The following is a 22,534-nucleotide window of genomic DNA, read 5'->3' as shown; positions in this document are numbered from 1 at the left end:
GAATTCCAGGTGTGGCAACTCGGAAAAAAGGCGTATTCATCAGCGTATGGCCCCGGTCATGTACGTTGCGCGCCTGACGCGCAGCGGTTGCGGGTTGGTGCTCCCCGCACTCCACCGGCACACTGCGTGGAAGAGGGGGATGCGCGGCTTTATGCGGCAAAGTTTACATAATTTACATTATGAGACATACGGTGACCAGGGCGACCGCACCGGAAGAGAGCTGTCGGTCATCGTGATTTCCAGTCCTCCAGGAACTTCGCGAGCCCGATTTCGGTCAGGGGGTGCTGCACAAGGTCGAAGAGCACCGTTGGCGGGACCGTTGCGGCATCGGCTCCGAGCATGGCGGCCTGAAAAAAATGGTTGGCGTGCCGGATGCTGGCGGCCAGCACCTGCGTGGTCAAGTCATAATTCCGGAAAACGGTCATGATGTCCTGCAGCGTCTGCATTCCATCCTGCCCGATGTCGTCGAGGCGCCCGATGAAGGGACTGACGAAGCTCGCCCCGGCTTTCGCTGCGAGCAAAGCCTGGTTGGCTGAAAACACGAGGGTCGCATTGGTCTCGATGCCGCGCCGGTGCAGCTCAGCAATGGCCTTGAGTCCTTCAAGCGTCAGTGGAACTTTTACGACGATGTTCGGGGCGATCTTCACCAGATCACGCGCCTCGGTGAGCATGGCCGACGCCTCTGTGGCGATGACCTCGACACTGACCGGACCGTCTATCTCCTTGCATATTTGCCGGATTGCGCGCTTCCAATCGCCCTTTTCCCGCGCAAGCAGGCTGGGATTCGTGGTCACGCCCTCAATGGCGCCCAGAGCCTTGGCTTGGCGGATCTGCTCAAGGTTCGCGCTGTCGAGAAAGATTTTCATGGTGGCGCTCCCCTGCTGTGGTTCAGGCCTGGGCGTCCCCGTCCTTGCCGCCGCCCTCGCCTTCCAGCCGCTTCAAGTATTGTTCACGGCATTCATACGAGCAGAAGTGCAGCACGACATCGCCGTGCCGCACGCGGATGTCGCCGTGCCTGGACACATATGCCCCACAGACGGGATCTTTGACCATCTCCCCGGAGGCGACAAGGTCCTCCTTCTGCTCCTTGGCCTTGTTCTCCTTCCAGCGCTTGTCGCCGGCGAAGAGTTTCCAGACAATGAAGGCGCAGATAGCCAGAACAAGCAGTTTGGTCAGACTCATCATGGAAATCGTCCTTGAAGCACGGGCAAACGGTTACAGCGGCTGCCCACCCTGCTTCTGGCTGATGTTGCGGCCGTCCAGCCCAAAGGAAAGCCCCGCCAAGGCCTGATCAATGCTTACGCCGCCGGGGAGCAAAAGACCAGGAGCAATGTCCCGCAGAGGGACGAGCACAAAGGCCCGGCGCATCATGCGCGGGTGCGGCAGGGTCAGGTACTCTCCCTGCATGACGACATCCCCGAAGAGCAGCAGGTCCAGATCAATGATTCTGGGACCGCGTGGCACATCGCGAACACGGCCCATCTTGGCCTCAACGGCCTGCAGCGCGGACAACAGGCCTTCGGGCGCCCAAATATCCGACCCCACCTTGAAGCGGACAACGCTGTTGACGAACCAAGGCTGGTCACGCACGTCCTGGGGCTCGGTGCGGTACAAGGGGGACTGCGCGTCGAGGCGCAGATCAGACCCATAATGCTCCAGACGATGGAGCGCCTCTTCGATGTTGGCCTCGGGATCCCCCTGGTTGGAGCCCAGGGAAACGTAGGCGTCTAGAGTTGGGAAATCCGTAACACAGCCTCCTTCAGTCGATCCGTGTCAACAGTGAGCGAGATGCGGAAATAGCCCTCGCCCGGCGCGCCGAAGCCATTGCCCGGAGTGGTGACCACGCCGGTCTGCTTGAGCAGTTTGGTGACGAAATCCTGGCTGGAGAGGCCACCCGGCACCTTGGACCAGATGTAGAAACTGGCATCGGGCACGCGGCAGGAAATGCCGGTCTTCTTCAGCGCCTCGATCACCACATCGCGACGTTCCTTGTAAATGGCGCGCAGGCCGTCACAGAACTGATCCCCCTGGTCCAGCGCCACCATTCCAGCCTCCTGCACGGCCTGGAAGATGCCGGAGTCCATCTGTTCCTTGATCTTCGCCAAGCCCTTGACCAAGGAGGCGTTGCCCACGGCCATGCCGATGCGCCAGCCAGTCATGTTGTAGGTCTTGGACAAGGAATGGAACTCGATCGCCACATCCTTTCCGCCAGGAATTTCAAGAATCGAAAGCGGCTTGTTGGCCTCGTCGAAGTAGATTTCTGTGTAGGCCGCATCGTGGACCACGATGACGCCGAATTCCTTGGCCTTCTCGATGAGCTTCTCGTAAAAGGAGCGAGGGGCCGTGGCGGCCGTGGGATTGTTGGGGTAGTTGATGTAGATGAGTTTGGCTTTCTTCCAGGTGTCGTTGTCGATGGCGTCGAGGTCGGGCAAGAAGTTATTCTCGTCGGTAAGCGGCAAATACATCGGTATGCCGCCGACAAACTCAGTGGTGACGCCGTACACCGGGTAGTTGGGCGTGGCGATGAGGGCCACGTCGCCCGGGTTGACGAAAGCCAGGGGAAAATGGGCAATGCCTTCCTTGGAGCCGATAAGGCTCACAACTTCGGTGTCCGGATCAAGGACCACCCCGAAGCGGCGCTTGTACCAGTCGGCAACGGACTGGCGGAAGCTGCGCAGACCGATGTACGAGGGGTACTGATGGTTGGCGGGTTTGCGGGCCGCGGCGTTCAATGCGTCGATAATGAAGTCGGGCGTAGGCAGGTCGGGATCGCCGATGCCCAGGCTGATGATGTCCATGCCCTTGGCGCGGACTTCTTCCTTGGCTTTGTCAATTGCGGCGAAAAGATATGGCGGGAGAGTCGCAAGACGCTGCGCAAGCTGAAAATCGGACATTCGAGGCTCCTTTGGGTGCAAATGAACCGTCTCTGTAATGCCAGCGCCGATCACTGTCAATCGAGCGGCACGACTTGCCGCATGGTCGGCCGCCTTGCCCTGGGCCGCGATACGGGCTAGGACGTGCAGGAGGCACGCCGAGGCGACAGCCCCAACATGGCGCGCCCTTGTGGAGTGCCCTGTCTTCGCAGCCTAACGCCATCAACGGTGATGATCCGATGAACAACGCCCAACACGACACGCCCAATGCGCCCCTGCCTCCAATGGCGGACCGATACCTTGAGCACCTCACGGTCGAGCGCGGGCTTTCTGAAAACACGCTTGCCGCGTACCGCACGGATATCGCCGCCCTCCTTGCTTTCCTGGACGGCCTTGGGGAGGAGCTTGAAACCTGCACCACGCGCCACCTGTTTCTCTTTTTGACCCATTTGCGGGCCCGCAAACTGGCCGCGGCCAGTCTCGCCCGCATATTGTCCACACTGCGGGGCCTTTTCGCCTTCGCCGTGCAGGCGCGACTGCTCGAAGAGGACCCGTCCGCCCTGCTCGACAGCCCCAAGCTTCCTGCGCAACTCCCAGAGTTCTTGACCCGCAAAGAAATGGACGCCCTGCTCGCCCAGCCCGACCCCTCCACGCTTCTCGGCTACCGAGACAGGGTCATGCTGGAACTGCTGTACGCCGCGGGACTGCGCATATCCGAACTCACCGGACTTGAGCTGGGCGACTTCGACCCACAGACGGGCATCTTGCGCGTGTTCGGCAAGCGGTCCAAGGAACGCCTGGTGCCCATACATTTTTCCGCGCAAAAATTGTTGTGCGACTATCTCGATTTCAAGAGGGCCGCCTTCAAGCCTGTGTGCCGAAACATTTTCCTCAACCGTTCCGGCAAGGGCCTCACCCGTCAGGGTATCTGGAAGCTGATCAAGCGCTATGCCGAGGAAGTCGGCATCCGCCGGAGCATTTCACCGCACACCTTCCGGCACACCTTCGCCACGCACCTGCTGGAAGGCGGGGCCGACTTGCGCACTGTGCAGCTGCTGCTTGGCCATGCGGCCATCAACGCAACGGAAATTTACACCCATATCCAGTCCGGCAGGCTCATGCGCATCCACGAACAATACCACCCTCGTTCCACGGCCTTCGCCACGCAGGCCCAGCGACGACCTGGAACCTCCTCATGAACGCACCCGCCAAGCCCCGTCCGCGGGCGGTGATCACCGCCCACGCCAACGCCGATTTCGACGCGCTGGCCGCCATCATCGCCGCAAGCCGCCTGTACCCCGGTGCGGCCCTCATTTTTCCCGGCAGCCAGGAGAAGAACCTCCGGAACTTCTACATCCAAAGCACTACCTACCTGTTCAACTTCCGGGCTTTCAAAGACATAGACCCAACAGACGTGGAACTGCTGGTCATCGTGGACACCCGGCAGAAGTCGCGCGTGCCGCACGTGCAGGCCCTGCTGGACAAGCCGGGCATCCGCATACATGTGTACGACCACCATCCCGACACCGAGGAAGACGTTCCCGCTGAATACTCGCTGGTCAAGTCCTGGGGCTCGACCACCACGATCATTATCCACGAGCTCATGAGCAAAGGCATCACGCCCAGCGTTGAGGAAGCAACCGTGCTGGGGCTGGGCATTTTCGAGGATACAGGCTCCTTCGCCTTCAATTCCACAACGCCGGAGGACTTCGACGCTGCGGCCTGGCTGCGCCGCCATGGCATGGACCTGGGCGTGATCTCGGACCTGCTCGCCCGCGACCTGTCCTCCGAGCAAATACGCGTGCTTTCGGAAATGATCGAATCGGCGAAGACGCATGATTTTCATGGTATTGAGGTCACCATCGCCGAGGTGAGCACCGAGGAGTTCATCAGCGACTTCGCCTACCTTGTGCACAAATTCATCGACATGGAAAACGTTCGCGTGATGTTCGCGCTTGGCCGCATGGGCGACCGCATCCACATCGTGGCCAGGTCACGCGCCAGCGACGTGAACGTGGGCTTCATCTGCTCCTTCTTCGGCGGCGGCGGGCACGGCTACGCCGCTTCGGCCACGGTTAAGGACAAGACCTTGAGCGAGGTGCGCGACGAACTGCTCGCCCTGCTCTATTCGCACATCAACCCGCAGATCACGGCCGGATCGCTCATGACCAAGCCGCCCAAGGTCATCGACTCCGATCGCCCCATGGCTGACGCGGCCGAGCTCATGACCCGCTTTGGCCTGAAAAGTGTGGCGGTTGTTATGCCGGGCACCATGCGCTGCGTTGGTCTGCTTGACCAGCGCACGGCGGACAAGGCCGTTGGGCACGGGCTGAAATCCGTGCCTCTGGCGGAATACATGGTCACGGATTTCACCACGGCCGCACCTACCGCTACTTTGCACCAGGTCATGGAGATCGTCATCGGCAAGCGGCAACGCTTTCTCCCTGTTGTCGAGAACGGAATGATCATCGGCGTGATCACGAGAACCGACCTTGTGAACCTGCTGGTGGAAGAGTCGGCGCGCATCCCGGAGACCCTGCTTCCGGACCCCAAGCGCGACCGCAACATCAGAAGCGTCATGCGCACGCGGCTCCCCGGCTCCATCATCGCCCTGCTGGAGCAGGCGGGGCTGCTGGCCAAGGAGCTGGGCTACAAGGTGTATGCCGTTGGCGGATTCGTGCGCGACATTCTCCTCGCGCGGCCGAATCTCGATATCGACCTTGTGGTGGAAGGGGACGGCATCCGCTTTGCCCACGCCCTGTCCCAGGCTAGGCAGGGTCGCGTCAAGGAGCACCAGAAATTCAAGACTGCGGTAGTCGTGTTCCCAGATGGACAGCGCATCGACGTAGCCACCGCGCGCCTGGAGTATTACGAATACCCGACGGCCCTGCCGACCGTCGAACTCTCCTCCATCAAGATGGACCTCTACCGACGTGATTTTTCCATCAACGCCTTGGCGTTGAACCTGTCCCCCGGACATTTCGGCCAACTCATGGACTTCTTCGGCTCCCAGCGGGACATCAAGGAGAAGACCATTCGGGTTTTGCACTCCTTGAGCTTCGTGGAAGACCCCACGCGCATCCTGCGTGCCGTGCGCTTCGAGCAGCGATTCAACTTCCGCATCGACGGCCAGACCTTGCGCCTCATCAAGAACGCCGTTCAGCTGAACCTCTTCTCCAGACTCTCCGGCGCGCGCATCGCCCATGAGCTGCAGCTCATCCTGGACGAGGAGAACGTTTTGGAATGCTTAAGCCGCCTGCAGGATCTCAAACTGTTGGCAGCAATCCACCCACAGCTGCATCTTGATGCGGACCGAACGCGAGTGCTCATGGAATTGCGCAAGGTGCACGACTGGTACAGGCTGCTCTACCTTGAGCCGCCCGTGAACACCTGGAAGCTCTACATGCTCGGGCTCACCATGGGAGCCGAGCGAGACAGCCTGGAGCTGGTCTGCCGCCGACTCCGCTTTTCCGACCGGGAGCTGCGCGAATTCCTGGCGTTGCGTGATCTGCTTGGAGAGTCGCTCGCCAGGCTCATGACATGGGCCGAGACGCAATCAAGCATGAGCGATATCTACTTCGCCCTGGACCCGCTGCCTGTCGAAGGCGTGCTTTTCCTGATGGCCAGAAGCCGCCGGGAAATAATGAGAAAAAATATTTCACAATATCTTACCAGGTTAAGAACACAGGAACTGCTCATTGACGGCAGTGACTTGAAAATAATGGGACTGAAAAACGGGCCGAACTTCGCCCGTGTGCTGCGCAAGGTACGCGCGGCCGCCATAGACGGAGCAGCGGTCACGCGGGACAAACAGGTCGAGCTCGCGAAGTCGCTTATTCGAGGACTGGAACCCGGCGGATCGGGCACAGCGGAGCCGCAGACCGCAAAGAAGCCGCGTCATCAATGATCCAGAGGAGTTGGGCACAGCCGACGCCCGCGAGGGTGCTGATAGAGGCCAGCCTTGCCGGATTTCGCCCAATCACCGCAGCAATCCCCTGGTGCCGACGGCGGGCTTGCCCTCCGCAACCGGGCAAGGTAAAGCTCTTGAAATGAAACCGTTGCACAACGATTTGAAAAGTCGAGGAGATTCATGAACGTCCTGTGGGCGCCCTGGCGCATGGAGTACATTCTTGGTCCGAAACCTGCCGAGTGCGTGTTCTGCATTCCAGAACACACGGGCGAGGACGCGGAACGCTTCATCCTGCGCCGCGGGGTTCACAGCTACGTCATCATGAACCGGTACCCGTACAACAACGCGCATCTCATGGTCACGCCCTACCGTCACGTAAGCTGCCTTACGGACCTTTCGGCCGAGGAATCCCACGAATGCATGGACCTCATGCGGGCCTGCATCGGCATCCTCAAAAAGGCCCTCAACCCCCATGGAGTCAACGCCGGGCTCAACCTGGGCGAGGCGGCCGGCTCCGGCATCGCCGCGCACATCCATTTCCAGATCGTCCCGCGCTGGAACGGCGACAGCTCTTTCATGGCCGTTTTCAGCGAAACCCGCGTGATTCCGGAGCACCTGCGCGCGACCTACGCCACGCTCAAGCCACACTTCGACGCCCTGGGCTAGTCCGGGCCGCCACAAGGAGACGCCATGCGCTATTTGAAATTCCTTGGAATGCTGATTCTGTTCGTCGCCTCAATGCTGTTCTTCGTGCAGAACAATCAGCCCCTTTCAACCGCAGTGCAGTTGGAGTTCAGCATCCTTTCCTTTCACCTGTATTCCCTGCCCCTGCCTGTGTATTTGTTGGTGCTCATCTCTTTTCTTCTGGGCGCCCTGGTCTGCCTGGCTTTCTTCGTGGTGGAGCGCATCCGTCTGGGCTTTGAGCTCAAAAGCCTGCGCACCCGGTATGCAGCGCTTGAGGACGAAGCCCTTACGCTCCGCACCCTGCCGCTGAACCAGGCTCAGAACCAAACCGGAATCCAGCCTTCGGGATCATCGGCATCTGAACTGTAGGAGCCCGCGAGTGCCCTGGAACGCACTGTTTCGCCTAGCCCGCAAACGTCACAACCGGACGGATTGCGAGGCCTCGTGCGGCCCCGAACCCATGACCCGCCAGGACACGCGCGCGGCCATCGACGAACTGTCGCAGGCCGTCCGCAACAATCCCGAAGCCGTCGAGATCTACCTGGCTCTTGGCAACCTCTACCGCTCCCAAGGTGAAATCGAGCGGGCCATCCATATCCGCATGAGCCTCATCAACCGCCAAGGACTTGATCAGGCGCTGCGCTCCCGCTGCCTCTTCGAACTCGGAAGGGACTTCCGGCGCGGCGGGATGCTGGACAAGGCGCGCGAGGCGTACACCCAGGCGGCCGAGGACCTGGGGAACACCGAAGACGTGCAGTTGGAACTGGCGCTGCTTGCGGCCGACTGCGGGGAATACGAGCGCGCCGCAGACCATTACGGCCGGGTTGGACGAAGCATGGCCCAGGCGCACTTTCTCGCCCGCCAAGCCCGTGACTGCTTCCGCCTTGGCAAAACCCAGCAGGGCCGCGAGTTGGTGGGCCAGGCACTGTCGGTGTACCCGCCTTCGCCGGAGGCATGGCTGGCAAGCGTTGTGCATAACGCCCTTTCAGCCGATCTCCCGATGCTCGCAGACACGTTGCGCGAAGCCTGCGCCAGCATCCCCTCCGAGCAACGTTTCCTGCTGCTCGACGGCCTGCTGGACGTCCTCTCGGCCTCCCGCACTGAAGAGGTCGCGCAAGGCCGCCCCCTTTCAAGGGAAACCATCAGCGAACTCGTACGGACCTGTGTCGGCGTGCTGTCGGAACTCAGGCCCGATGCGCTGATTTGCTATTACTGCGCCAAACTCTGCCTTTTCGAGGCCGACTGTGATGGCGCGCGCCATTGGCTGGAAAAATCCTTGGTGCTCAACTCCGACTTCTGGCTGGCGCGCCTTGAGCTGGTCAGTTTGGTGCTTGCTGATCTTGAGCTGACCCCATTCCTTCGCGAACAGCTTGTGTATTTTCTCGGCCACGCCCGCAAGAGCAAGCGCTTTGTGTGCAAATCCTGTGGGTTTCGCTGGGACAAGGCCTTCTTCATCTGCCCTCGCTGCCGGTCCTGGCACAGCATCCTGTTCCGGCAGGAGTTCTCGTGAACCAGTCGAGCCAGCAATTCCAGACCATGGAAGGCGCCAAGCTCACCCCCATGTTCGAACAGTACATGCAGGTGAAGGCCGAGCATCCGGACGCCCTGCTCTTCTTCCGCATGGGCGACTTCTTCGAACTCTTCTTTGAGGACGCGCAAGTGGCCGCGCGAGAGCTGCAGATCACCCTCACCACGCGCAATCCCAATTCCGAGGCCAAGATCCCCATGTGCGGCGTGCCGCACCACTCGGTCAACGCCTATCTGGCCCAACTCTTGGAAAAGGGATTCAAGATCGCCGTTTGCGACCAGATCGAAGATCCCAGACAGGCCAAAGGCCTGGTCAAGCGCGCGGTGACGCGTGTGCTCACTCCCGGCACCATCGTCGAGGACCTTTCCCTCACGGCCAAGGCCCACAACTACCTCTGCGCCGTCTATTGGGACGCCGACAAAGGGGCGGGAGGACTGGGCTGGGTGGACGTGTCCACCGCAGAGTGGAGCGGCCTGCACTCCCGGCGCGAGGCCGAACTGTGGCAATGGGCCTGCAAGCTCAATCCACGCGAAATCATTTTGCCGCCCGGCAAAAAGCTGCCCACGAACTGCAACGACCTCTCCGCGCAGGTGACGCCAATGGCCTCGCCCAGCGCCTTCGACCTCACGGCCGGGACTGCCGCCGTCCTCTCCAGCCAGAACGCGGCGGACCTGCATACCCTCGACCTTGCCGACAAGCCCGAGCTGGTGCGGGCCCTTGGCGCGCTTTTGGCCTACCTCAGACTCACGCAGTGCACGGACATGCCGCCACTGGGCGAACTCCGCCCCCTGGACCTCTCCAGGCACCTGATCCTTGACGAGGTCACTGAGCGCAACCTGGAGATATTCCGAAGGCTTGACGGCAAGCCTGGCGGGGGCACCCTGTGGCATGTGCTGGACCAGACCGTCACGCCCATGGGCGGGCGGCTGCTTGAATCGCGGTTGCGCCAGCCCTGGCGGGAACTGCCGCCCATTGTGCGCACGCAGGAAGCCGTGGCTGTTCTTTTCGACCGCGACGAACTCCGCCGTGCGCTTCGCCTGAGGCTGGAAAACGTGCAGGATCTGGAGCGCCTGGCCACGCGCATCGCCCTCTCCCGCGCCACCCCGCGCGATTTCGTGGCCGTGCGTGAAAGCTTGAAGCGCCTGCCCGAGCTGCGCGCCCTGGTGGACCAAGGCCTCAAGGAAACCGCAGTTCCGGCGGACATTGTGTCCCTGCTCAAAAATTGGGACGATCTTTCGGAAGTGACCGACCTGCTCTCGCGCGCTTTTGTGGATGCGCCGCCGCTTGCCATCACCGATGGCGGGTTGTTCCTGCCCGGCTATGACGCGGCCCTGGACGAACTCATCGGACTCACGGAACACGGCGAGGCGCGCATCCAGGAAATGCTGGAACGCGAACGCGACGCCTCGGGAATCCCCAAACTCAAGCTCGGCTTCAACAAGGTCTTCGGGTATTATCTGGAGATCTCGCACGCCCATCAGGGACAGGTCCCAGAGCACTTCATCCGCAAGCAGACCCTGGTGAACGGCGAACGCTACATCACCCAGGAGTTGAAAGACCTGGAGGACCGCCTGCAGCACGCGGCCGAGGAGCGCAAATCCCTTGAGTACCGGCTGTTCGGCGAGCTCAGGGAACAGGTGGCGCAGCTGCGGGCCAGGCTTATGTTCATGGCCGGGGCAGTGGCCGCCCTGGACTACTGGCAGGGCCTGGCCGAAGCCGCCCGGCTCAATGGCTGGAGCCGCCCGGAACTGCACGAGGGCATCGAGACGGAGGTGTCACAAGGCCGCCACCCTGTTGTGGAAGCGGCCACAGGCGCTGGAGGGTACATTCCCAACGACCTGCGAATGGACGAGGCGCGTCGCATCCTGCTCATCACCGGGCCCAACATGGCGGGCAAGTCCACGGTGCTTCGCCAAACCGCCCTCATGAGCATTCTTGCCCAATTGGGATCGTTCGTCCCGGCGCAGTCCGCCAGGCTGGGGCTGGTGGACCGCGTGTTCTCCCGCGTGGGAGCAAGCGACAACCTCGCCCGTGGGCAGAGCACCTTTATGGTGGAGATGATGGAGACCGCGCGCATCCTCAGGCAGGCCACCTCCCGCAGCCTGGTGATCCTGGACGAGATCGGCCGGGGCACCAGCACCTTCGACGGCTTGGCTCTGGCCTGGGCCGTGGTGGAGGAGCTTTCACGCCGGGGCAAGAACGGAATCCGCACCCTCTTCGCCACCCATTACCATGAGTTGACCTCGCTGGAAGGCCGCATTCCCGGCTTGCGCAACATGAACATCGCCGTGCGTGAGTGGAAGGGCGACATCGTGTTCTTGCGCAAGCTGGTGCCAGGTCCGGCGGACAAGAGCTATGGCATTGAGGTGGCGCGGCTGGCCGGTGTGCCGCAGCCTGTGGTCCAGCGCGCGCGCGAAATACTTGCGTCCCTCGAAGAAAAATCGCAGACTGGCGGCGGAGCTTTGGTGTCCGCTCGCCAGCCCCTGCTGCCGGGAATGCCCGCCCAGCCGAAGCCCAAGACGCCGGAGCCGGAGCATCCCATGCTCGTGGAATTGAAACGCCTGGACGTAGATGGCATGACGCCGATGTCCGCCCTCACCCTTTTGCACGAATGGAAAAAGAGCCTGTGCGCATCATGACCGGAATCGCACCAAGCCGCGCGCGCCAGTTCCGCATCGCGGCCGTTGTCCTGCTGGCGTTGCTGGGAACGGGCCTCTTGGCCTGCGGCAAGCGCGAATGGCCCGCGCCGCAGCTCAGCGAAGACCGCTTCCGCATCCGCAGCATGAACGTGCAACGCGGGCAAGGCTGCCTCATCGTGGACTGCGAACTTGCCGGGGCCTGGGCCAATTTGGACAGCGTGCGCCTGCACCTGGAGCCAATCGGCGACGAGCCAGGCGACGGTTGCCCAACATGTCCCTTCGTGCCGCGCATCTCGCGCTTCTACGGACCCGGCGCGCCCGAGATGCGCCGCGACATGAACCGCCTCATCATCACCGCCTGCGACCTGAATCCGAAAAAGACCTACCGGGTGCAGATCGTGGCCAGCAACGTCTATCCAGCCTTGAGCCTTGTCGTCTCGGAGCTTTTTGTCTCCGCGCCGCAATAACCATCCCGTGCCGACAGAAGGAGCACCGACACGATGCACCATTTTGCAATGAAAAACGGCAGCCTTTTCGCAGAAGGCCTCAGTGTGAAGGAACTGGCCAGGGAATACGGCACCCCGCTGTACATCTATTCTGCGGCCACCCTCAAGCGTCACTTCCAGGCCTTTGATTCGGCCTTCGATTCCATGGAGCACCTGACCTGCTACTCGGTGAAGGCCAACTCGAACCTCGCGGTGCTCAAACTGCTCGCCTCCCTTGGCGCGGGCATGGACATCGTCTCCGGCGGCGAGTTGTACCGCGCCCTTCTGGCGGGCGTTCCGGCCGAACGCATCGTGTACTCCGGCGTGGGCAAGAAGGCTCCGGAGATCGCCCAGGCGCTCTCCGCGGGTATTCTCATGTTCAACGTGGAGTCCGTGCAGGAGCTTGAGCGCATCAACGATGTGGCCAAGTCCATGGGCAAGATTGCTCGGGTGAGCTTCCGCATCAACCCCGACGTGGACCCCAAGACCCACCCGTACATCTCCACGGGCATGAAAAAGAACAAGTTCGGGCTCACCATCGAGTCCGCCCTGGACGCCTACGCCCTTGCCCGCGACCTGCCCGCCATCAAGCCCGTGGGCATGGACTGCCACATAGGCTCCCAGCTCACCACCATCGAGCCGTTCCTCGAAGCGCTGGACAAGCTCCTCGCCTTCTACGAAAAGCTCAAGGCCATGAACCTGGACATTCGCTACCTTGACTTGGGCGGCGGACTCGGCATCCCTTACAACGAAGAAGAGCCTCCCCATCCCAGCGCATTCGGCGCGGCCCTCACCAAGGCCCTTTCCGGCGTGCCGCTCAAGGTCGTTCTCGAACCCGGCCGCGTCATCGTGGGCAACGCGGGCATCCTGGTGACGGAAGTCCAATACACCAAGCAGACCCCCACCAAGAGCTTCGTCATTGTGGACGCGGCCATGAACGACTTGCTGCGCCCATCGCTCTACGGCTCGTTCCATCGCATTGAGGAGGTGGCGCCCAAAGGCCGCGCGCCCCAGGACGTTGACGTGGTTGGCCCCATCTGCGAGTCCGGGGACTTTCTGGCCAAGGACCGCCAGCTTCCGGAAATGCTGCAGGGCGAATTGCTGGCCGTATACTCCGCAGGGGCGTACGGCTTCACCATGAGTTCCAACTACAACACCCGCGCCAAGGCAGCGGAGATCCTTGTGGATGGCGATACAGCCATTGTCGCCCGCCGCAGAGAGACCTACGAGTCCATGGTGGCGCACGAAATCTAGCCGGACCGCGAGACCGGGGGCCCGCACCGCTCCCGGTTTCGCCCGGTATCAGCCATGGCCCGCCTGAACTCCTACCATCTGCCCCCGGAGGCTTGGCCCGCTCCCGGAGTCCGGGCGATCCTCGACGGACCGGAGGCCCGACACCTCATCGGCGTGCTGCGCGCCCGCGTGGGCGACACGGTGCGGCTCTTCGACGGCCTGGGGCGCCACGGGCTCTTCCAACTGGCGGCCACCACCTCCAAGTCCCGCGCAGAACTGTCCCCGCTCTCGGAAACGCTGGAGCCGCAACCCAAGCGCGGCGTGGCGCTGGCCCTTGGCTGGAACAAGGCCAGCCGCCGCGACTGGCTTCTTGAAAAGGGCGTGGAGCTTGGCGCGCTCGGCTTCGTCTTCTGGCAGGCGGTTCGCAGCCAGGGCGACATGCCCAGCCACCCCAAGGAAGCCTGGCGGGAGAAATGCGTCCAGGCGGCCAAACAGTGCCATGCGGCCTGGCTTCCTGAACTCTCGGTGCTGCCCGGCGGGGTGGATGGACTTTTGCGCATTGCGGCGGACTATGACGGATGCTATCTGTTGTATGAAGCGGCCTCCCCGGAAGCGCTCCCCGAACCGGCGCTGCTGGCGTCGGGCCGCACACTCGTGGTGCTGGGGCCGGAGGGCGGGCTGGAAGAGCGCGAAGCCACACGGCTGGCCGAGGCCGGTTTCCGCCATTTGAGCCTGGGGCCGCGCCCGCTACGCTGGGAGACGGCGGCGCTCTCTTGTCTGTCGCTGGCGCACTATGCCCTGCTCAAACCGTAAGCAACAGGATTGGCCGATGCGCATTGAGATTTCCGAAAAACAGCCCCTGGCCGACAAGATACGGCCGCAAACCCTCAACGACTTCGTGGGGCAAAGCCATCTTCTGGAGCGCATTGCGGCCTTCGCCAGCGGCCCGCGCCTGCCCAGCCTGCTCTTTTTCGGGCCGCCGGGCTGCGGCAAATCCACCCTCGCCATGGTCATGGCCAAGGCGGCGAACAAACGCTGGGTGCGCGTCAGCGCCCCAGAGGCCGGGCTCGCCGCACTGCGCAAGCAGTTGCAAGGGGCCGAGGTGCTCATCCTGGACGAAATCCACCGCTTCTCCAAGGCACAGCAGGATTTTTTTCTGCCGATTCTTGAAAGCGGAGAAATCGTGCTCTTGGCCACCACCACGGAGAACCCGTCCTTCAGCGTCACGCGTCAGTTGCTCTCGCGATTGCATGTGCTGCGATTCCGCTCGCTAACGCGCGAGGAACTGGTGCGCATGGCCCGACGCGGGGCAAATGTTCTAGGCTGCGACTGGCCCGACGAAGTCTTCGACCTGCTGGCGGGCATGTGCGGTGGCGATGGCCGCGCCCTCCTGAACCTCGTGGAGCATGTTGCCGGGCTCCCGCAGGACCGGCTTGGCATCGAGGCTCTCAAACAGGCCCTGCCGGAAGTCATCATCCGCGGGGACCGCGAGGGCGATTCGCATTACGAACTTGCTTCTGCGCTCATCAAGTCCATCCGGGGCAGCGATGTGGACGCCGCCCTCTACTACCTGGCCTGCCTTCTGGAAAGCGGCGAGGATCCCCGTTTCGTGTGCCGCAGACTCATCCTCTCCGCCTCCGAGGACATCGGCCTCGGCGACCCGCAGGCCCTTCCCCTGGCCGTTTCGTGCCAGCAGGCCGTGGAGTACGTGGGGATGCCCGAAGGCTTCATCCCCATGGCCGAGACCGTGGTCTACCTGGCCCTTGCGCCAAAGAACAACGCCAGCTACGCCGGGTATCTGAACGCCCTCAAGGAGGTGCGGGAGAACGGAAAGCTGCCCGTGCCCCTGCACCTGCGCAACGCCAGCACCAGCCTGCACAAGGAATGGGGCTATGGCCGAGGCTACAAGTATCCGCACGCCTTTCCCGGCTCCTGGGTGGACCAGGAATACCTTCCGCACGAACTGGTCCAGCGCGGAGCGCAATTCTTCGTGCCCAAGAACGAAGGGGCCGAAGCCCGTATGCACGCTTGGCTGGCCTCGCGCAAGCGCGGAATCAAGAAGCCCTAGGCTTGCGCTTTCTTGGCGTACAGCTTGCGCCACTCGTCCAGAAACAGCACCGCAGCGTCCAGCCCCTCAAGCGATCCCTGCTGCTGACGCACGGCCCACACCAGGTCGTCAAATCCCGTGCTCGACGGCAGTCCCAGCCGCTCCAGCAAGGCGGTTATCTCCGCCGCCAGTTCCGGAGGCAGCCCGCTGACTGCTGGCGCCATGTCCCGGACTTTGGGCCAGCCCGGCCGCCGGGTGGCAATGAAGTCGAGGAGATCGCGCATACGCGCGCTGTAGGTGTGGTCGGCCAGCACCCGCGCCTGCCCACGCTTGGCGATGGCGATGCGCTCCTCCGGACTGGCAAGGTACCGCTCCACAAGCGGGGCCAACTCCTCCATCCGGTCAAACACGGCAAGCTCGGCTTCCGGCCCATCGGTGACGAACAACTCGCCCATAAGCCCGCGGCGGTCCACCAGTTGAAAGGCTCCGCTAGCCGCTACCTCAAAGGTGCGCGGGTTCACGAAATCGCCTCCGGTCACCAGTTCGCGCGCCTGGATGCTGGAGTGCAGATTGATGTTGACCGTGGTGGCGTTGTAGATGCGCACGCAGTCCTCGCTCGAAACCCTGGCTCCCCCCATCTGCACATGCGGAGCCAGGATAGGGTCGCCCTCCCAATCCGTACCCCAAAGCTTGAAGTCAAACCGCGTGAGGTCGCGGAAGGCCATGCGCCGATTCGGATAGCCTGCGCCCATGAAAGACACAGCTGAACCGAACCTGCGGCGATCCACGGCGGAAAGTTCAAGCCTCCTGTGAAATTCCGGGTCCGCGGCCATGGGCAGATACAGAACGTTTTCCTGGCCCACCTGCCGCAGGGCATCGAAAAACGCCCCTTTCTGGATGACGGCGAAATAGTCGTAATACGGCGCAAAGGCCTGCCAATAGGTAAAAAGCCGATAATCCTCGACAAACCACATGGCCGTGGCCACGCCGTCACGCCGCAGACGCTTCAGGGACTGAATGGACAACGGGGCCTGAGCCAAGGCAAGAACACAATCCGGTTCAAAGGTCTCGGTTTTGGCCAGCACAGCCTGGGAAAGCACTTGCAGATAGCTGTTTTCAAGATACTGAAGCCGGTCGCTGGTGACCCTGAGCCCCTTCAACGCCTGATAGGAGGCGTAAAACTCCGGCGCCTCGAAGACCTCGACCAAATGCCCAAGCCCAGTCAAAGCCGATGCGCAGTAGCGTCCTACGGGCAGCGAACCGCCGTACAGCGGCAGCACCACGAGCACCCTCATATTCCCCCCAGGCGTTCATCGCTACAAGGCCGAACAAAAGCCAGCAGAACGAACATCAACAATTAGACTTTCTCTAGACTATTTTTAATAAGCTAAAAACGCTTGCCTTTCCAGAAAACGCCAGCAAATCGGCTGTGTGCCGCCTCGGTGTCCGGGGGCATCCAGTCGCGCTCCGCGTACATGCGCTCCGCAAACTCAGGAACCGGCGCATCGCGCCAGCAACCGCCAGTCCCCAGGTGCCGGGACAGAAAGACACGAAAGCGGCCACGCAAGGGAGCATCGGCATCCGTGCCCGCGCGCGGGGAAAACGTTGCGCCAAGGCCATCCAAGGCCGAGTCCAGATCCAGCAGATCCTCCGGCAGATGCAGCGGGTCCGATGTGGACAAATACCGGGCCAACTGCGCAGCGCCAAAGGGGCGCAGGCAGGAAACGCCGCGACCACATGGCTGCGATTCCAGGCAGGGCAGACAGTCCGTAACGGCCTGCAAAACCCTGTGGCCAAGGCCGTACGGCCCGGTCTCCCAGCACCAGGCCGAGGACAGAAACGTCGCCAAGACCGGCGTTCCCAGCGCGGCGGCAAGATGCATGGTGCCCGTGTCAGGGGTCACCAGCAGGTCAAGACCGCCGACAATGTGGCACAGGTCCGCGTAATCGGTCTTGCCGCTAAGATTGGTCACCGAGGATGCGAGCCGGGGCGGAAGTTCGCGCAATAGTTGATGCGCCACCCGCGACTCGGACGCACTACCGAGCAGCGTCAGCGTGGAACTGCCCCGCTGCGACACAAGCGTCGCCACCAGTCCGGCAAGCTCCCGGGGCGGCAAGGACCGGCGCGATTCCCGTCCTGCCAACACCACGCCGAGGCCGCCTCCCCTGCCCTGTGCGGCCGGATTCACCACCTCCGGCGGCACGGGAGCGGGATGGTGCCAGGCCCAGAAATCGGCGATATTGAGCCCGATGCGGCGCATGGCTGACCAGCGCATGGCCAGACGAGCCCACTGCCCCACGTCCTCCTGGCCGTTGCGCCACACATGCCCCCGCACCCTGTCGGGATCGAAAAGGCTGGCCAGACGAAAATTCAAGGGGGAAAAATTCAGGTTGTACACGAGGTCGAACCCCGATCCCGCCAAATGGCGAAACGCCGGGATGTTGGCCTCCAAAAGCGTGCTGACCTGGCCGGAGGGAGCAAGAGCGGCCAATGCCGTGCCATGGGCGACAACGGGATGGAGCACGACGCCGGGGTACAGGATGGCGGCAAGCCCGGCCAGAGAGCGGTCCAGGCAAAGGTGCACTTCCGCGCCGGGATCGGCGCACAGGGACAGCATCAGCCGCCTGGTCTGAACGAGGTCCCCGAAACGGGCGAGTTGGATGACGAGAACGCGCACTGAATGACCTCATTTCCCTGGATGAGCCTGTCTATCCCACGGAGCGGGATTCTGGCAAGAAAGGGCTGCTTGGCATTTTACAGAGTCCCCCGGACTTTGGTATGGCTTGGGGATGCGGCGCTATCCAATGTTCGTGAACCTGGAGGGAAGGCACTGCCTGGTGGTAGGCGCAGGGCAAGTGGGCCTGCGCAAGATCCGCTCCCTGGCAGAATGCGGTGCTTCGCCGCTGACCATCATCGACACCCGACAGCCGGACGCCGCGCTCCTTGAATTGGCCAAGCGTCCCGGCGTGCGCCTCCTGAATCGGCGCTTCGAGGACTCCGATCTGGATGGCGTGTTCCTTGCCATCGCGGCCACCAGCGACGGGACCTTGAACCGACGCATCGCATCCAGCTGTACTGATCGGGGTGTGCTCTGCAACGTAATAGACGCCCCCGAAGCCGGGAACTTCATCGTGCCCTCCAGCGTGGTGCGCGGCGACCTCACCATCGCCGTGTCCACGGGAGGCGCAAGCCCCGCGCTGACCAAACGCATTCGAAAAGACTTGCAGGAACGGTTCGGAGAGGAGTACGCACAGCTCTTGACGCTCATGGGGCATCTGCGTCCGGCAGTCCTTGCCATTGGCCAGGGCGCGCCGGAGAACGCCACGCTGTTTCGGACGCTGGTCGGATCGCGGCTGCTTGAGGCGTTCCGACGCGAAGACAGGCCCCTTGCCGAATCCGAACTCGTGACCATCTTGCCCAGGGAACTGCACCACCTCATTCCGGAGTTGCTCGATGGCCTTGCCTGATTATCTGCCGATGCTGGTCATCGGCCTGTATTTTCTGGGGACCGGGCTCTATGTCCTGGGTTCGGCCCTGCGCAAGGAAAAGCTGAAGCAGGCGGCGCTGCTGCTTGCGGGAGGCGCCTTCGCGCTGCATGGAGCCGATATTGTCTCGCAATTGGCCGCCGGGACCGCCGCACTCACCTCGGCGCGCTTCCTGTTCTGTCTGCTGGGCTTTGGCATCCTCGTCATCTTTCTTTTCCTGTGGTGGAGGCTCAAGCTGCGCTTTCTCGCCGTGGTGGCGCTGCCCTTGGCGCTTCTGTTCTATGCCACGGCCAATGCGGCAACGGGCACCAACGCAAGTCTGCCGCCCATGCTTTCCGGCCTGTTCTTCCTCCTGCACATTGGCACGCTCTTCGCCAGCATGGCGCTACTGGCCATGGGCTTCGGGGCCGGCCTGGCCTTCCTGCACCTGGAAAAACGCATCAAGACCAAGACGGGGCTCAAACAATTCCAGAAGGACATGCCCTCCCTGGACACCTTCGACACCGTCAACCACTGGGTAGTGGTGCTGGGATTCCCCCTGTACAGTCTGGGCCTTGTTTCCGGCTTTGTGTGGGCTTGGCTGGCGAGCAAACGCGTTTTCTCCTTTGATCCAAAGGAAATTCTGGCCATGGTGGTGCTGTGCCTGTTCGCCAGCCTGTTCCACATGCGCTTGGCTTGCGGCTGGCGCGGCCGCAAACCAGCGGTCATGACCATCGTCGTGTTCCTGCTGACGGTGACCTCGATGCTGGGCATCAACTTCCTGGTCTCCACAACCTTCCACGGGTTCAAACCGTAATGGACAAGAATATTTTCCTCGTCGGCCTCAACCACCGCTCCGCCGGGGTGGATGTGCGCGAAAAGTTCGCCCTCACCAATGTTGCGGATTTCGAGCTGAGCCTTTTGGAATCCTGCCCGGTGCGCGAGGCGCTTGCCCTTTCCACCTGCAATCGCGTGGAGATCCTTGTGGTGGCTGATGCCGCCAGGAGCGGAAACGAAGATCTCGGAGAGGCGGTGCTTGCCCATTGGGCCGCCACCTGCAAAGGACCGCTGGAGGTTTTGCGCACCCACACGTACAGGCACCAGGGCCTCGACGCCGTGTCCCACCTGTTTTGCGTCGCCGCCAGCCTGGACTCCATGATCATGGGCGAACCGCAAATCCTCGGACAGCTCAAAAACAGCTATCGCAAGGCTGTGGAAACGGGAACGGCGCGTGTCGTCGTCAATCGCCTGCTGCACAAATCCTTCTCTGTGGCCAAACGCGTGCGCACCGAAACAGCCATCGCCTCAAGCGCCGTGTCCATCAGCTACGCGGCCGTCGAACTGGCGAAAAAAATCTTCGGCGAACTTTCCGGAAAAACGGCCATGCTCATTGGGGCCGGGGAAATGGCCGAACTGGCCGCTACGCATCTGCTGGCCTCCGGCATCGACAAGCTCTTCATTTGCAACCGCACCTACGCTCGCGCCCAGGAACTTGCCAAGACCATGCGCGGCGAAGCCGTCTTTTTCGAGGACATGGTCCAACGCCTCACCGGGGTGGACATCGTCATCAGCTCCACAGGATCGCCCACAGCCATCATCCGCGCCAAAGACATCCGCGAAGTGCTGAAAAAGCGCCGCAACCGGGCCATGTTCTTCATCGACATCGCCGTGCCCCGCGACATCGACCCTGACGTGAACAGCCTCGACAACGTCTACCTCTATGACATCGACGACCTGAAGGAAGTGGTTGAGGAAAACATCAGCGCACGCAAGGGCGAGGCTGTCAAGGCGCGCGCCATTGTGAACCTTGAAACCGAGGCTTTCGCAGCCTGGATGAAGTCGCTCGCCCTGCAGCCCACCATCACGGACCTGCTTGCCAGGGCCGAAGACGTTGGCGCCCGCGAACTGGCCAAGACGCTCAAACGCCTTGGCCCGGTTGATGACGACACGCGCCAGGCCCTGGAGGTGCTGGTGGCCAGCGTGGGCAGAAAACTCCTGCACGAGCCCATCTGCTTCCTCAAACGGCGCACCCGTGAGGAGGGCTCCGCCGACCGCTTCATCGACATGACGCGCCGCATCTTCAACCTTGACGGCGACCCGGTGAACCCGGACGCCCATCTTGATCGCCGTGGCGACGAAACCCCGCTTGATTGCGAATGTTGCCGGGACGACGAATCCGACCGCGACAGCACCGGCAAGCAATAGGATGCCCAATGCGCAGCTACCTCATTGAAGACATCTACCCGGACCAACTGGAGAGGATATCCTCCGCCCTGGCCGATAACGGGTACACGGGCGGGCTGGACGGCCTGTTCTACCTGCCTGTGCCCCAAGAATTGCTGACACCGGTCCAACAAGCCCATGCGGCGGAATGCGGGCCTCACATCATGGCGCTTGAGGTCGGCCTCGGCGATGGCGGTGAAGGCGTGCTCAAGCTTGAACTGCTGGTGCGGGCGCAAAACAGGCTGCGCTGCGAATGCGTTTGCTATGCAACCCCAGCACAGCGCACCCACGCCATCGACTTCCTCGACGCGTTCATCCGCCGCCTGGACATCCCGGTCTAGCGGAGCAGACATGCCTGGGCCACCATGTCTGCAGGATCTGTCACCCAAATGGGCCCGATTCTGCCTGGGCATTGAACGATTCTCGCGCCAAATCCTCGGACGCTCCTTTGCCCAAGCGACGTGCGTTCTCGGTCTTTCAGGCGGGGTTGACTCGACCTCCCTCCTCGCAATAGCAGCCATGCTCTGCCACCGCAGCCGCGGCTCCCTGGTGGCGGTGCATCTTGATCATTGCCTGCGCGCAGAGTCTGCGCTGGATGCCGCTTTTGTCCGCAACACTTGTGAAAAATGGGACATACCACTTGTGGAGGAACGGATTGATGTGGGCCGCATGGCCCGCGACCAAGGCTGCGGCCTTGAGGAAGCAGGAAGGCGCGCCCGGTATGATCTGCTGGAACGCGTGCGCCAGGAGCGAGACGCCCAGATCGTGCTGCTGGCCCATCAGCTGAATGACCTGGCGGAGGACCAGCTTATGCGGCTTGTGCGCGGCACGGGGTGGCCTGCCCTGGGAGGAATGGCCGCGTACGATCCTGAGCGTCGGCTGTTGCGCCCCCTGCTGCTCACCCCTAAAGCAGTGCTTGAAGATTTCTTGAACGCCGTGAAACACCCCTGGCGCGAAGACACCACCAATGCCGAGCCCTGCGCAACCCGCAACCGCGTGCGCCTGGACGTTCTTCCCTCACTGCTGCGGGAAAACCCGGCCTACTTGAAGGCCGCAGCGCGCCTGTGGCGTCAGGCCCGGATTGACCAGAAGCACTGGGACGCGACGTTGCACGCAGCCCTGCCCAAGCCTGCACCAGACACGCAGGAAGGCGAACGCAGCCTGTCATCCACGCTCCTGAGCGAAAGCTCGCCCCCATTGCGCCTGCGACTGTACAAGAGCGTGCTGGATTCCCTTGGCCCCGGCCAGAGCCAGTGCGATGCGCTTTTCCGCCTTGATGAACTCTGGGCGATGGGTGTCTGCGGTAAAACAATTCGCTTTCCTGGGGACAAGGAGGCCCGCATCGGCAAGGCTGGCATCCGCTTCCGGGTCATTGACAGGAAAAAAGAGTGCGGATAAGAGCTTGTGAATCTTTTGCACAAGCAGATCGCATTCACCCCAAGGAGGCA

21 protein-coding genes are annotated in these 22,534 nt (G+C 62.3%); 15 read left to right on the top strand and 6 right to left on the bottom strand.

The window, feature by feature from the left end; translation table 11 throughout:
- Positions 1–227: 227 nt before the first annotated feature.
- The 4 genes from fsa to CHB73_RS15745 are packed head-to-tail and all read right to left on the bottom strand — an operon-like array spanning position 228 to position 2,894.
- Complete coding sequence (gene fsa, locus CHB73_RS15760) at positions 228–866, bottom strand: fructose-6-phosphate aldolase (RefSeq protein ID WP_089275563.1); 639 nt, start codon at positions 864–866, stop codon at positions 228–230.
- Between the two features lie 22 nt (positions 867–888).
- The gene (locus CHB73_RS15755; protein ID WP_327438397.1) at positions 889–1,185 is read right to left on the bottom strand and encodes a transcriptional regulator; all 297 of its coding nucleotides are present in this window, start codon (positions 1,183–1,185) and stop codon (positions 889–891) included.
- Positions 1,186–1,215: 30 nt separating this feature from the next.
- Entirely contained in the window at positions 1,216–1,713 is a 498-nt protein-coding gene (folK, locus tag CHB73_RS15750; RefSeq protein ID WP_089275562.1) for a 2-amino-4-hydroxy-6-hydroxymethyldihydropteridine diphosphokinase, read from the bottom strand.
- Between the two features lie 14 nt (positions 1,714–1,727).
- Entirely contained in the window at positions 1,728–2,894 is a 1,167-nt protein-coding gene (locus tag CHB73_RS15745; protein WP_089275561.1) for an LL-diaminopimelate aminotransferase, read from the bottom strand.
- A gap of 263 nt (positions 2,895–3,157) precedes the next feature.
- Between CHB73_RS15745 and xerD the strand changes: the two genes are divergently transcribed.
- The 10 genes from xerD to CHB73_RS15695 all read left to right on the top strand — a co-directional run bounded on the left by xerD (position 3,158) and on the right by CHB73_RS15695 (position 15,420).
- On the top strand, positions 3,158–4,072 hold the full coding sequence (xerD, locus tag CHB73_RS15740; RefSeq protein ID WP_235641633.1) for a site-specific tyrosine recombinase XerD: 915 nt from the start codon (positions 3,158–3,160) through the stop codon (positions 4,070–4,072).
- Positions 4,069–6,780, top strand: coding sequence for a CBS domain-containing protein (locus tag CHB73_RS15735; protein ID WP_089275559.1), 2,712 nt, complete (start codon positions 4,069–4,071; stop codon positions 6,778–6,780). The genes xerD and CHB73_RS15735 overlap by 4 nt, the downstream gene beginning before the upstream one ends.
- Positions 6,781–6,963: 183 nt before the next feature.
- On the top strand, positions 6,964–7,449 hold the full coding sequence (locus CHB73_RS15730) for an HIT family protein (protein ID WP_089275558.1): 486 nt from the start codon (positions 6,964–6,966) through the stop codon (positions 7,447–7,449).
- A gap of 24 nt (positions 7,450–7,473) precedes the next feature.
- Positions 7,474–7,836, top strand: a complete 363-nt coding sequence (locus tag CHB73_RS15725) for a lipopolysaccharide assembly protein LapA domain-containing protein (RefSeq protein ID WP_089275557.1) — start codon at positions 7,474–7,476, stop codon at positions 7,834–7,836.
- A 91-nt stretch (positions 7,837–7,927) separates the two neighbouring features.
- Positions 7,928–8,977, top strand: a complete 1,050-nt coding sequence (locus CHB73_RS15720; protein WP_089275556.1) for a tetratricopeptide repeat protein — start codon at positions 7,928–7,930, stop codon at positions 8,975–8,977.
- 26 nt (positions 8,978–9,003) lie between these two features.
- A complete protein-coding gene (mutS, locus tag CHB73_RS15715; RefSeq protein WP_089275572.1) occupies positions 9,004–11,634 on the top strand; it encodes a DNA mismatch repair protein MutS in 2,631 nt (876 codons plus the stop codon).
- A complete protein-coding gene (locus CHB73_RS15710; RefSeq protein ID WP_143337429.1) occupies positions 11,631–12,101 on the top strand; it encodes a hypothetical protein in 471 nt (156 codons plus the stop codon). The genes mutS and CHB73_RS15710 overlap by 4 nt, the downstream gene beginning before the upstream one ends.
- 33 nt (positions 12,102–12,134) lie before the next feature.
- The gene (gene lysA / locus CHB73_RS15705) at positions 12,135–13,373 is read left to right on the top strand and encodes a diaminopimelate decarboxylase (protein ID WP_089275554.1); all 1,239 of its coding nucleotides are present in this window, start codon (positions 12,135–12,137) and stop codon (positions 13,371–13,373) included.
- A 54-nt stretch (positions 13,374–13,427) separates the two neighbouring features.
- Entirely contained in the window at positions 13,428–14,165 is a 738-nt protein-coding gene (locus CHB73_RS15700) for an RsmE family RNA methyltransferase (RefSeq protein WP_089275553.1), read from the top strand.
- A gap of 16 nt (positions 14,166–14,181) precedes the next feature.
- Entirely contained in the window at positions 14,182–15,420 is a 1,239-nt protein-coding gene (locus tag CHB73_RS15695; protein WP_179217090.1) for a replication-associated recombination protein A, read from the top strand.
- Here CHB73_RS15695 and CHB73_RS15690 read toward each other — a convergent pair.
- Positions 15,417–16,694 (bottom strand): CgeB family protein, encoded by a 1,278-nt coding sequence (locus CHB73_RS15690; RefSeq protein WP_089275552.1) that lies wholly within the window; start codon positions 16,692–16,694, stop codon positions 15,417–15,419. The genes CHB73_RS15695 and CHB73_RS15690 overlap by 4 nt on opposite strands.
- Positions 16,695–16,786: 92 nt before the next feature.
- Positions 16,787–18,076, bottom strand: coding sequence for a glycosyltransferase family 9 protein (locus CHB73_RS15685; RefSeq protein WP_235641632.1), 1,290 nt, complete (start codon positions 18,074–18,076; stop codon positions 16,787–16,789).
- Between the two features lie 112 nt (positions 18,077–18,188).
- Between CHB73_RS15685 and CHB73_RS15680 the strand changes: the two genes are divergently transcribed.
- The 5 genes from CHB73_RS15680 to tilS all read left to right on the top strand — a co-directional run bounded on the left by CHB73_RS15680 (position 18,189) and on the right by tilS (position 22,484).
- Positions 18,189–18,866 (top strand): precorrin-2 dehydrogenase/sirohydrochlorin ferrochelatase family protein, encoded by a 678-nt coding sequence (locus CHB73_RS15680; RefSeq protein ID WP_089275551.1) that lies wholly within the window; start codon positions 18,189–18,191, stop codon positions 18,864–18,866.
- Complete coding sequence (locus CHB73_RS15675) at positions 18,853–19,680, top strand: cytochrome C assembly family protein (protein WP_089275550.1); 828 nt, start codon at positions 18,853–18,855, stop codon at positions 19,678–19,680. The genes CHB73_RS15680 and CHB73_RS15675 overlap by 14 nt, the downstream gene beginning before the upstream one ends.
- Positions 19,680–21,068 carry a glutamyl-tRNA reductase gene (gene hemA / locus CHB73_RS15670; RefSeq protein ID WP_089275549.1) on the top strand — a complete coding sequence of 463 codons (1,389 nt, stop codon included), beginning with the start codon at positions 19,680–19,682 and terminating at the stop codon, positions 21,066–21,068. The genes CHB73_RS15675 and hemA overlap by 1 nt, the downstream gene beginning before the upstream one ends.
- 8 nt (positions 21,069–21,076) lie before the next feature.
- Positions 21,077–21,427 (top strand): hypothetical protein, encoded by a 351-nt coding sequence (locus CHB73_RS15665; RefSeq protein ID WP_089275548.1) that lies wholly within the window; start codon positions 21,077–21,079, stop codon positions 21,425–21,427.
- Between the two features lie 178 nt (positions 21,428–21,605).
- The gene (tilS, locus tag CHB73_RS15660; RefSeq protein WP_235641631.1) at positions 21,606–22,484 is read left to right on the top strand and encodes a tRNA lysidine(34) synthetase TilS; all 879 of its coding nucleotides are present in this window, start codon (positions 21,606–21,608) and stop codon (positions 22,482–22,484) included.
- The last annotated feature ends 50 nt before the right edge of the window (positions 22,485–22,534 follow it).

It is taken from the genome of Humidesulfovibrio mexicanus (genome assembly GCF_900188225.1).
Classification (GTDB): domain Bacteria; phylum Desulfobacterota; class Desulfovibrionia; order Desulfovibrionales; family Desulfovibrionaceae; genus Humidesulfovibrio; species Humidesulfovibrio mexicanus.
This window is presented reverse-complemented; position numbering and strand designations above follow the sequence as displayed.

Coding starts and splice junctions, on each gene's coding strand:
- CHB73_RS15710 (WP_143337429.1), top strand. CDS start 11,631: ATGACCGGAATCGCACCAAGCCGCGCGCGCCAGTTCCGCATCGCGGCC.
- xerD (WP_235641633.1), top strand. CDS start 3,158: ATGGCGGACCGATACCTTGAGCACCTCACGGTCGAGCGCGGGCTTTCT.
- CHB73_RS15680 (WP_089275551.1), top strand. CDS start 18,189: ATGCGGCGCTATCCAATGTTCGTGAACCTGGAGGGAAGGCACTGCCTG.
- CHB73_RS15675 (WP_089275550.1), top strand. CDS start 18,853: ATGGCCTTGCCTGATTATCTGCCGATGCTGGTCATCGGCCTGTATTTT.
- CHB73_RS15730 (WP_089275558.1), top strand. CDS start 6,964: ATGAACGTCCTGTGGGCGCCCTGGCGCATGGAGTACATTCTTGGTCCG.
- fsa (WP_089275563.1), bottom strand. CDS start 866: ATGAAAATCTTTCTCGACAGCGCGAACCTTGAGCAGATCCGCCAAGCC.
- CHB73_RS15745 (WP_089275561.1), bottom strand. CDS start 2,894: ATGTCCGATTTTCAGCTTGCGCAGCGTCTTGCGACTCTCCCGCCATAT.
- CHB73_RS15690 (WP_089275552.1), bottom strand. CDS start 16,694: ATGAGGGTGCTCGTGGTGCTGCCGCTGTACGGCGGTTCGCTGCCCGTA.
- CHB73_RS15755 (WP_327438397.1), bottom strand. CDS start 1,185: ATGATGAGTCTGACCAAACTGCTTGTTCTGGCTATCTGCGCCTTCATT.
- CHB73_RS15720 (WP_089275556.1), top strand. CDS start 7,928: ATGACCCGCCAGGACACGCGCGCGGCCATCGACGAACTGTCGCAGGCC.
- mutS (WP_089275572.1), top strand. CDS start 9,004: ATGGAAGGCGCCAAGCTCACCCCCATGTTCGAACAGTACATGCAGGTG.
- CHB73_RS15735 (WP_089275559.1), top strand. CDS start 4,069: ATGAACGCACCCGCCAAGCCCCGTCCGCGGGCGGTGATCACCGCCCAC.
- lysA (WP_089275554.1), top strand. CDS start 12,135: ATGCACCATTTTGCAATGAAAAACGGCAGCCTTTTCGCAGAAGGCCTC.
- hemA (WP_089275549.1), top strand. CDS start 19,680: ATGGACAAGAATATTTTCCTCGTCGGCCTCAACCACCGCTCCGCCGGG.
- CHB73_RS15700 (WP_089275553.1), top strand. CDS start 13,428: ATGGCCCGCCTGAACTCCTACCATCTGCCCCCGGAGGCTTGGCCCGCT.
- tilS (WP_235641631.1), top strand. CDS start 21,606: ATGCTCTGCCACCGCAGCCGCGGCTCCCTGGTGGCGGTGCATCTTGAT.
- CHB73_RS15665 (WP_089275548.1), top strand. CDS start 21,077: ATGCGCAGCTACCTCATTGAAGACATCTACCCGGACCAACTGGAGAGG.
- CHB73_RS15695 (WP_179217090.1), top strand. CDS start 14,182: ATGCGCATTGAGATTTCCGAAAAACAGCCCCTGGCCGACAAGATACGG.
- CHB73_RS15725 (WP_089275557.1), top strand. CDS start 7,474: ATGCGCTATTTGAAATTCCTTGGAATGCTGATTCTGTTCGTCGCCTCA.